This window comes from Streptomyces bohaiensis, from assembly GCF_012033785.1.
In the GTDB taxonomy this organism is placed as follows: domain Bacteria; phylum Actinomycetota; class Actinomycetes; order Streptomycetales; family Streptomycetaceae; genus Streptomyces; species Streptomyces bohaiensis.
Map to the genome: position 1 here is coordinate 1 of NZ_JAAVJC010000170.1, position 10,308 is coordinate 10,308.

At 74.6% G+C, this 10,308-nt stretch carries 5 protein-coding genes and 2 pseudogenes; 4 read left to right on the top strand and 3 right to left on the bottom strand.

The annotated features are described in order from the left end of the window. Nucleotides 1–138: pseudogene (locus HCN52_RS17045) on the top strand (gephyrin-like molybdotransferase Glp); the annotation flags it as partial. A gap of 341 nt (nt 139–479) precedes the next feature. On the opposite strand, the pseudogene HCN52_RS17050 reads toward HCN52_RS17045, so the two are convergent. Beyond that, nucleotides 480–2,603 (bottom strand): annotated as a pseudogene (locus HCN52_RS17050) (diguanylate cyclase domain-containing protein); the annotation flags it as partial. Between the two features lie 154 nt (nt 2,604–2,757). Then, nucleotides 2,758–3,699 (bottom strand): 2-hydroxyacid dehydrogenase, encoded by a 942-nt coding sequence (locus HCN52_RS17055; RefSeq protein ID WP_168089319.1) that lies wholly within the window; start codon nt 3,697–3,699, stop codon nt 2,758–2,760. Nucleotides 3,700–3,911: 212 nt separating this feature from the next. Between HCN52_RS17055 and HCN52_RS17060 the strand changes: the two genes are divergently transcribed. From HCN52_RS17060 to HCN52_RS17070, 3 genes are all read left to right on the top strand, one after another. Then, on the top strand, nt 3,912–4,943 hold the full coding sequence (locus HCN52_RS17060; RefSeq protein ID WP_168089320.1) for an aldo/keto reductase: 1,032 nt from the start codon (nt 3,912–3,914) through the stop codon (nt 4,941–4,943). Between the two features lie 268 nt (nt 4,944–5,211). Continuing rightward, nucleotides 5,212–6,381 (top strand): PQQ-dependent sugar dehydrogenase, encoded by a 1,170-nt coding sequence (locus HCN52_RS17065; RefSeq protein ID WP_209314645.1) that lies wholly within the window; start codon nt 5,212–5,214, stop codon nt 6,379–6,381. Between the two features lie 260 nt (nt 6,382–6,641). Then, nucleotides 6,642–7,085: an SUKH-4 family immunity protein gene (locus HCN52_RS17070; protein ID WP_168089321.1), complete on the top strand. Its 444-nt coding sequence runs from the start codon at nt 6,642–6,644 to the stop codon at nt 7,083–7,085. A gap of 61 nt (nt 7,086–7,146) precedes the next feature. On the opposite strand, the gene HCN52_RS17075 is transcribed toward HCN52_RS17070, so the two are convergent. Beyond that, entirely contained in the window at nt 7,147–10,152 is a 3,006-nt protein-coding gene (locus HCN52_RS17075) for a helix-turn-helix transcriptional regulator (RefSeq protein WP_312876738.1), read from the bottom strand. Nucleotides 10,153–10,308: the final 156 nt, after the last annotated feature.

Sequence of the window (10,308 nt, forward strand, 5' to 3'; positions counted from 1 at the left end):
ACCGTGCGACCGGTCGGCGGCTCCGGCTCCCACCTCACCGGGGCGCTCGCCCATGCCGACGCGCTGATCGTGGTCCCGGAGCACACCACCGAGATCACCCCGGGCGCCGGCGTGCGCAGGGTGCGGCTCGCCCCCTGAGCTCCCGGACCGGGGCCCGTCCGCTCGACCCCCGCCGAGCGGATGAGTCGTAGCGCCAAGCCGTGAACGGCGCCGTCCTCCAGGGAGACCTGCGGCTGGTGGGTGAGGCGGAGGGCGGGCGGGTGGCTCTCGCCGCTGCGCGCGGCGGGGATGAGCGGGCAGGGCACTCCCTGAGGGCGGGCTCGTTCGGCGGGGGCCTCCTCCCCCGCCGCGGGGGTCGCGGCGGGGCGGGCAGCCACACCGCGCGGCGTCCTGGGGCGGGCGACGGGGTGGCCGCCGACCGGAGCGACGGCGGCGGGGGCGGCGGGGGCCGGCCTCCTCTGCCCGGGTGACTCGGCGTCGTAGAGCTCGACGCGTCCCTTGCCCGCCTGCTTGGCGCGGTACATCGCGACATCGGCCTCGCGCAGCAGTCCGGACGGGGTGCAGCCCGGAGTGGCGAAGGCGATGCCGATACTGGCGGCGACGCGGACCTCGCGGCCCTCCACGAGATAGGGGCGGGAGAGGGCGGCACGCACGCGCTCGGCGATGTCGAGGACCTGGTCGGTGCGGACCTGGCCCGAGCGGCACGGTTCACCGCCGGCGTGGCAGTCCTCGCCGGTCCCACCGCTGTGGGGCGGCCCTCCCGGCTCCCCGGACGCCCCTGACGGGCACGGGTTGAGCAGTGCCGCGAACTCGTCCCCGCCGAGCCGGGCGGTGGTGTCCCCCGAGCGGACGGAGTCACGGAGCCGCCGCGCGGCCTGGATCAGCAGTTCGTCCCCGGCCTGGTGGCCCGCCGTGTCGTTGACGGCCTTGAACCCGTCGAGGTCGATGTAGAACACCGCCGGGGTGCCCTCCCCCGTGCGCCGTCCTTCGATGGCCTGCCGCAACCGCTCGGTGAACAAGGCGCGGTTGGGGAGGTCGGTGAGGGCGTCATGGGAGGCGCTGTGCTGCAACTGCGCCTGGAGGCGAACCCTTTCGGTCACGTCACGGCTGTTGAAGATGAGCCCGCTGTGGTGGCGGTTGACCGAGGACTCGACGTTGAGCCAGCGGCCGCCCCCGTGCAGCACGCGGCATTCGACCCGTGTCACCGGCTCGCGCGCCGGGGGCACGGAGAGGAAGCGGCGCAACTCGAACTCCACCCGGCCGAGGTCCTCGGCGTGGATGATGTCGGAGAGCCGCCTGCCGACCAGGGCCTCGGCCGGCAGTCCGTACACGCCGGCGGCGGCGGGACTGACGTAGCGCAGCACCCCGTCCGGGGCCGCGATCATGATGACGTCACTGGAGCCCTGCACCAGGGAGCGGAAGTGGCTCTCCTGTTGGGCGAGTTCTCCCGCCAGGATGATGTTGTCCCGCAGGGTGATGCCCTGGCGGACCAGCAGGGCGAGCACCACGGCGCAGGCGGTGCCGACGACCACGGGGTCCACGGCTCGGCCCTTGGTGACGGTGATGAGGATGGAGAGCGTGCAGACCGCGGCGGCGAGGTAGGGCGTGAGCGCTGCGAGCGGGCCCGAGAGTGGCTGGGCCAGCGGGGGCTCCGGGGCGTGGCGGGCGGCCGCCTCCGTGGCGTGCGCACCGTGCGGGGGCTCGGCGCGGTCGGGGGCGTCGGGGCCGGGGCGTTCACCGTCCGGCTCCGCGGCCTCCGGACTCGCGGCCCGGTCCGCGCCCGCACTCGGGGTCCAGGGAGCGCAGGCCAGTAACAGCGACCCGGCGAACCAGCCGGCGTCCAGCAGCTGCCCCGAGCTGTACTGGTCCCGGAGCAGGGGCGAAGTGAAGAGAGCGTCGCAGAGGACGGTGAGACTCAGCGCGCCGAGGGCGGTGTTGACCGCTGCCCGGTGCGCGGCGGTCCGGCGGAAGTGCAGGACCAGCACCATGGTGACCAGCACGATGTCGAGCAACGGGTAGGCGAGGGCGAGCGCGGCGCGGATCACCGTCTCTCCCTGCGACTGCGCGGTGTGGGTGAGGGCCACCGACCAGGAGAGCGCGAGCAGCGATCCCGCGATCAACGAGGCGTCGAGCCCCAGACACAGCCAGCCGGCGCGTGAAACGGGCCGTTTGGCCAGCATCAGCAGTCCGACGATCGCCAACGGCGCGAAGAGGAGGAAGCACAGGTCCGCGACGGAGGTCCGTGGTACCGGCTCCCGGAGGACGACCTCGTACCAGCCCCATACCGCGTTGCCGAGGCCCACCATGAGGGAGGAGAGCCCGAACAGGACCCACGCGGCGCGGAACTCCCCGGCGCGGGTACGGGCGTACCAGAGGCAGGAGCCGCTCGCGAGCAGGGCGGCGACGCTGAGCCCGAAGTCGCCCATGATCAGGGCGAGGTCCTCGGATCCCCACCCGAGGGCGGCCCCCGCCGCGTACGCCGCGCACACCGCGGCGAGGACGATCTGTCGGACCAGGCCGCTTCTGGGTGCGACCCGGGCGGCGCCCTCCGTCGTCGCGGGCCCACCGGCCCGGCCGTCAACTGCTTCTCGTGGACAGTGCATTCGCGTATCGCCCCCTGCGTCCTGGGCACGCCCCTGTGGGACGATACACCAGCCGGTCACAGAATGGCATCCATTCACGACACAGGGTAACTACTGCGCGAATTTCCTCCCTTCGCGGTCGGTTATGTGGTATTCGGAGCACGGGGTGAGCACGTCAGCCTCCCGTGGCCACGACACTCCGCAGCGGCTCGCCCGCGGCGAAGCGGGTGAGCTGGCCGTGCAGCATGCGGACGGCGCGGGGCAGGAAGGCCGAGGAGGCGCCACCGACATGCGGGGTGATCAGCACGCCGGGCGAGCGCCACAACGGGTGGTCGGCGGGGAGCGGCTCGGGATCGGTGACGTCGAGTGCGGCCAGCAACCGGCCGGCGGAGGTCTCCACCAGCAGGGCTTCGGTGTCCACCACCGCGCCGCGGGCGACGTTGACCAGCAGCGCACCGTCCCGCAGCCGGGCCAGGAAGGCGGCGTCGACGAGACCCCGGGTGGTGTCGTTGAGCGGAACGCAGACGATGACCACCTCGGCGTCCGGCAGCAGTTGCGGTAGGTCCGCCACCGCCCGCACGGGCCCCCGCGCCGCCTGCCGGGCGGAGCCGGCGACACGGACGACCTCACGGGGCTCGAACGGGAGCAGCCGCTCCTCGACGGCCGAGCCGATCCCCCCGTAGCCGAGGATCAGCACGCTGCGGTCCGCCAGCGAGGGCATGACCCGGCTCTCCCAGCGGCCCTCCCACTGGTTGCGCACGGCGTCGGGGATCCCGCGCAGCGCGGAGAGCGTCAGGGTGAGAGCGAGCTCCGCCGTGCTCGTGTTGTGGAGATCACCGGCGTTGCACAGCACCGTGTTCGCGTCGAGGGAGGGCAAGGAGGGCACCATGTGGTCGTAGCCGGCGGTCAGCATCTGCACCACGCGGACACGGCCCATCTTCGGCAGCGGGGCAGTCACGACGGAGGGCGGGCGCATGTAGGGCACACCGTAGAAGACGCACTCGGCGGGATCGGCGGGGAAGTCACCGTCGCCGTCCCAGAAGCGGTAGCTCAACGAAGAAGGCAGCGGACCGAGCTGGTCGATCGGGAGCGGAAGCCAAACGTCACCGGTGGTCATGGGCGAAGCGTATCGAGCAGGGGGCGCGAGGGTCAGGGGGCGGAAGCGGTTACGTTGAACGCCTCGCTCCGGCACGTGGAGGACATGGGCACGCCACGTCCCGTGCGCCCGGGCGCGTGAACGGAAGCGCGGGCGCGGGGGCCACGGCGACATCGGCCGGTCACGGGCGACCGGAGACCGGGACAGCGGGCACGCGGGGAGGATCGACAGGGGTGCGGAACACCACGGTGGGCGCGGGTGCCCTGCGGGTGGGGGCCATCGGGCTCGGCTGCATGCCCATGAGCTGGGCGTACACCGCCTCGGAACGTGACGGGGCGGAATCGGTGCGGGCCGTCCACGCCGCGCTGGACCTCGGCGCCACCCTGCTCGACACGGCCGACAGCTACGGGCCGTTCACCAACGAGCTCCTCCTGGGCCGCGCCCTGCTCGGGCGGCGGGACCGGGCGTTCCTCGCCACCAAGGGCGGGGTGATGGCGAGCGAGGGGCACCTGGTGGCCAACGGCCGCCCCGCGTACATCCGACGGGCCTGCGACGCGTCCCTGCGACGGCTCCGCACCGACTGGATCGACCTGTACCAGTTGCACCGCCCCGATCCGGACGTGCCCGTCGAGGAGAGCTGGGGCGCCATGGCGGAGCTGGTCCGGGCGGGCAAGGTCCGCTCCCTGGGGCTGTCCGCACTCGACCTCGTCGGCCCGGCCCCGCGCCGCCCCGCGCCGGCGGGCCGCGGTCCGGGGCAGGGGTCGCAGAGCCGGTACGCGGCGGCGTTGCGCGTCCTCGAACGGGTGCAGCAGGTCTTTCCGGTGGGCGCGGTGCAGGCGGAGATGTCGGTGTGGGCGCCCCGTGCCGCCACCGAGCTGCTGCCGTGGTGCCGGGCACGGGGCGTCACCCTGCTGGCCGCCATGCCGCTGGGCAGCGGGTATCTGACGGGAACGCTGACCGCCGGACGCGGGTTCGAACCCGACGACGCCCGCGCCAGGCACCCGCGTTTCACCGCGGAGATGATGGCGGAGCACCAACCGGTCGTGGCGGCGCTCCGCCGTGTCGCGGCGCGGCACGGCGGCGTCACGGCCGCGCAGGTCGCGCTGGCCTGGCTGCTCGGTCTGGGCGACCAGGTGATACCGCTCCCGGGGACCAAGAAGGAGCGCTGGGTTCGGGAGAACTGCGCGGCGGCCGGGGTCGTGCTGACGCCGTCCGATCTGGTCGAACTGCGGGGGTTGCCGGAGGCGCTGGACGCCTGGGGCTGACGCCGCCCGCCCCGTCGCCGCGCGACCGCCTGCCCGCCTGCCCGCCTGCCGTAAGGGAGCGGCCGGATGTGCGGACCGGGGACCCGGGCCGCGCGGCCTTCCGGACCGCCGTCCGCCCCGTCACCGCGCGCACGGGGCGGCCCTGTGCGCGCGCCACCGCCGGTCCGGGTCGCTGCCGTGGCGGGCCGGTCACGGGGCGGGTCGCGACGTAGCGTGCGGGTAGGGGTGCGGGACCGGACCGCACCGTTCACGCTGGGAGGCGTCACCGATGTCCGCACGGCCCCGCTCGCCACGTTCGCTGGCCGCCGCACTCACCGCCTGCGCGGTGCTCGCGGTCGGTTGCTCCGGCCAGGACGCGGACGACTCCGCGTCCGACGCCGACCGTTCCACGGAGGAGACGCCGGACGGCGGCTCACCCGACGACGGGACGGAGGAGTCGTCCGACGCGGAGAGCGCCCCTGCCGAGGGCAGTGTGGAGGTCGTCGGCACCGTGGCCGAGGACCTTCCCTCGCCCTGGGGCCTGGTGGAACTGCCCGACGGGGAGCTGCTGGTCGGCTCCCGCGACGAGGGGACCGTGCTCCGGGTGGACCCCGCGTCGGGCGGGACGACGGACCTCGGCTCGGTCGACGGGGTGGACACCGCGGACGGCGAGGGCGGACTGCTCGGGCTGGCGTTGGGCGAGGACGACTGGCTGTACGCCTACCTGACCGCAGCGTCGGACAACCGGATCGTGCGGATGGAGTACTCCGGGGACACGCTCGGCTCCCCCGAGGTCGTGCTGGACGGCATCCCCAAGGACGCCCGGATCCACCACGGCGGCGGCCTCGCCTTCGGGCCCGACGGCATGCTCTACGCGGCCACCGGCGACGCGGCGGAGCCGGACCTCGCGCAGGACCCGGAGTCGCCGGCCGGGAAGATCCTCCGCATGACCCCCGAGGGCGACGTGCCGGACGACAACCCGGAGCCGGGCTCCCTGGTCTACTCCCTCGGCCACCGGAACGTGCAGGGGCTGGCGTGGGACGACCGCGACCGGCTCTGGGCGTCGGAGTTCGGCGCACGGGACCTCGACGAACTGAATCTGATCGAGCCCGGGGGCAACTACGGATGGCCGGAGTTCGAGGGCAGCGGCGGTGAGGACTCCGGCTTCGTCGACCCGGTCGCGGAGTGGCCCACGGACCAGGCGTCACCCAGTGGGCTGGCCTACACCGACGGCGCACTGTGGATGGCGACGCTCCGCGGGGAGCGGCTCTGGCGCGTGCCGCTGAACGAGTCCGGTGACGCCGGCGAGCCGGAGGCGTTCCTGGAGGGCGAGTACGGGCGGCTGCGCGCCGTGCTGGCCGTCGGTCCGGGCGAACTGCTGCTGGCGACCAACGAGACCGACACCCGGGGTACGCCGGAGGACGGCGACGACCGGCTGCTCCGGCTTACCGTCAGCTGAGGCACGCCGTCCGGTGCCCCGCGTGGCCGGTTCTCCACCGCGGCGCGGGGCGCCTGCGCGGGCGCCCCGTGGCCGGTTCGCCGCCACCGGTTCGCGGGTCGCCGCCCACCGGTGGCGGCGCTCGGGGAGCCGCCGCGCCCTGGCGCCGGCGCGGCGGCCTCCGGATGCGAGCGCCTGCTCGTCACGCGTTTTCGGACGGAGCCGGTGACCGACGGCCCGGATGCGCCGCGGCCGGCGCCGTGTTCTCTAGACTCGCTCGCATGGACGATGTCGAACTCGCCGAACTCCTCGACCAGCGGGAGGCGTTCCCCTACCCGGGTACCTGGCTCGCGGCTCCTTTCGCCAACCGTGAGGCGGGTGGCCGCAAACTCGCCGTCGTCGCCCGCGACGAAGGTCTGAGCTTCATCGGCGTGGACCGCGCCGACGGCGGCGTGTGGGGGGTACCCGAGGGCGGGGCTCCCAACCTGGTCAACACCGGGCTCACCGAACTGGTTGCCTGCTCCCGGGCGTACCGCGAGGCGTCGGTGCGCCTCGCCGGGACGGGCGACGGTCCGGAAGCGCCGGGGACGGAGCCGCTCGCCGGTGACCACCTGACGCAGACTCTGGTCTCCAGGTTCCGCGAGATCGACCCCGCCGCGGTGGCGGACGAGAACACCTTCTGGTCCGTCGCGGCCGAGGAACTGGGGTACGCGGTCGCCGACTGACCGCCGGCCCGGCCCGCCCCGTGCGGCGTGCACGGGGCGGGCCGGGCTGCCCCGTGCCTCTCTAGTCCGCGGGCTCGTGCACCAGGCGGAGGCGGTGCGCGAGCGCGGCCGCCTCCCCCCTGCTGGACACCTCCAGCTTGGCGAGGATGTTGGAGACGTGCACGCTCGCCGTCTTCGGCGCGATGTACAGCGCCTCGGCTATCTGACGGTTGCTCCGCCCCTCGGCGACGAGGGAGAGCACGTCCCGCTCCCGCGCGGTGAGCCCCAGCGCCCCGGCGCCCGTGCCCGTGCCCGTGCTGCCGGCCCGTCCCGCGCGGCGGCCGGCGCCTGCGACGTCGAGCCGCGCCCGCTTGGCGAGCCGGTCGATGTCGGTGCGCAGCGGGACGGCGCCGAGTCGGTCCGCGGCGGTGCGCGCCGCACGGAGATGCTCGGCCGCCGTCGCACGGCTGCCGCCGGCGGCGATGAGCGACTCCGCCAGTCGACGGCGCGCGTAGGCAAGGGTCAGCACTTGGGTCGAGCGGGGCGCCGCTGCTGCCTCGATCAGACGTTCCCAGTACTCGGGCCGGTCGTTCCCGGCTGCGCGGGCCAGCTCGGCGTGAAGGTGGATCGCCCCGGCTTCCCAGGGCCCGATGGACGTCGGGAGAGCAGCGGCGGCCTCTCGGACGCGGGACAGCATCGGCTCGCCCTCACCGGCGGCGGCACCGCCGGCCCGGGCGTCCGCCTCGACGGCCGCCGCCGCGGGCAGGACACGCCACAGGACCGTGGTGAGGTAGGGCGGCGGGTCGCCCTCCAGCGCGCGGACGGCCTGGGCGCGCGCCTCGTCCGGCTTGCCGAGGGCCGCGGCCAGCTCCATGGCGAGCCACGCCTCGGGCAGCCGGTACTGCGCCGGGACGTCCCCGCCGTCCACCAGCGCCCGCACCTCCGCCAGGGACTGCTCGGCGCCGGTCGTGTCACCGCGGCCCAGGCGGAGCAGGCCGAGTTGGGCGTGCGCGCTGGACCGCGGCCGCGGCTCCGCGCCGGACTCGGCGGCGTAGCGCAGCGCCTCCTCCGCCGCCGCCCACTCCCCGAGGTCGAACAGGACCCCGCCCCGGTTGGCCTGCAGCCACGGCTTGGCCTCGGAGAGGCCGAAGCGGTCGCAGAGCTCGAGCCCCTCGTCGGCGGCGTCGCGGGCCTCCGTCAGCCAGCCGTAGCGGGCGAGCGCCCCGGCGAAGTTGACCAGGGCACGGCCGATGTTGTTGCTCGAGGGCGGGAGCCGCACCTGCAGCATCTGGTCGCGCACCGCCCGCATCTCGGCGAGGCCGCCGTCGACGTCGCCCGCGTCGGCCTTCAGGTTGGCGAGGGTGAACCGTGCGTGGAGCTCGACGGAGACGGCGCCGGTGGCGCGCGCCATCTCGATCGCGCGTTCCGCGTAGCCGAAGCTCTCCGGCCCGGGCCGGTTCACCGCCTGCCAGGAGGCGACGGCCGCCAGGACGTGCGCGTGGCCGAGGGACGGTGGGAGCCCGGTGATCAGGCCCCGGGCACGCTCCAGTTCCTCCAGGCCGTTCCCGCGGCCCAGCTGGTCGCGGGCCCGGGAGCGGTTGACCCAGAACCACGCCGCGCGCAGCGGGTCCTCCTGTTCGTCGAGCAGCCGCAGCGCCTGCTTGGTGAGCGCCCAGACGAGGTCGGGCTGCCCGGACTGGCGAGCAGCCTGCACGGCCTCGGCCAGCAGGTCGCGGAACCGCAGCGGCTGGTCCGGGTCCGGAACGGGGAAGCTCTCGATCTGGTCGGCGGGCCGCAGGGTGCGCCGGACCTCCTTGGGAACGCCGTCCCACAGCTCCACCGCCCGCTCCAACAGCCGAAGCTGCTCCGCGTAGGCGTAGCGGCGGCGGGCCTGCACCGCCGCGTCCAGCACCGCGGGCAGCGCTCGGGAGGGCTCACCCGCGAGGTGCCAGTAGCGCGCCTTGCGGGCCGCCAGCTGGTCCTCGGGGACGAGGTTCCCCGCCGCCTCCAGCGCTTCGGCGTAGCGGCGGTTGAGACGGGCGCGTTCGCCGGGCAGCAGGTCGTCCACGACCGCCTCCCGCATCAGCGCGTGCCGGAACCGGTATCCGTCGCCGTCGTCGGTCGGTACGAGGAGGTTGTTGCCCACGGCGTCGCGCAGTGCGGCCAGCAGGTCGTTCTCCGGGCAGCGGGCGACGGCCGAGAGCAGCACGTGCTCGACGGACGATCCGCCCTCGGCCACGATCCGCAGGATCTCCTGGGTGGTCTCGGGGAGGGCTTCGACGCGCACGAGCAGCAGGTCGCGCAGCGAGTCGCTGATGTCCCCGGAGCCGCCTCCCGCGGTCAGCTCCTCGACGAAGAACGGATTGCCCTCGGAGCGGGTGAAGACGGAGTCGGCCACGGCCGGGTCGGGCGGGGAGCCCTGGATGCCGGCCATCTGGGCCGCGACCTCCGGATGGCTGAGCCGGGTGAGTTCGAGGCGCCGCACGCTCCGGAGGCGGTCGAGTTCGGCCAGGAAGGGCCGCAGCGGGTGCCGGCGGTGGATGTCGTCGGTGCGGTACGTCACAAGGACCATCAGGCGCGACCGGTTGACCGAGCGGAAGAGGTAGCCGATCAGTTCGCGGGTCGAGCGGTCCGACCAGTGGAGGTCCTCCACCGCCACGACGACGGTGCGGTCACCGGCAAGTCGCTCCAGGAGGCGGGTGGTGAACTCGAAGAGCAGCGCGCGGTCCACCTCGCCGGGCGGCGCGTGGCCGGAGTCCCCCAGCTCGGGCAGGAGGCGTGCCAGTTCGTTCTCCTGCCCGGCGGCCGCCTCGAGCAGCGCCTCTCCCAGCCGGCGGTGCAGTGAGCGCAGGATCGCGGCGACGGGCGCGAACGGCAGACCGTCGGTGCCCAGCTCCACGCAGCCGCCCGTGGCCGCCAGCGCACCCGATCCGGTGGCGTGCGCGGTGAACTCCTCCAGCAGGCGGGATTTGCCCACTCCTGCCTCTCCGCCGATGACCAGGGCCTGGGGCTCGCCCTGTTCGGCGCGGGCGAGGGCCTGCCGCAGGTGGACGAGTTCGTCGGCACGGCCGACGAAGACTGGGCTCACTCGATGACTCCGCACGGGGTCGAGAATCGCACGGGGCACGGTGGTTCTCCAGCGTTCGGGCGCCGCGCGACCGTGCCGGCCGCACGGGGCGGGGCCACGGGGCGGTCGGGCGGGGCGGGGCCACGGGGCGGTCGGGCGGGCCGCACGGGGCGGGGC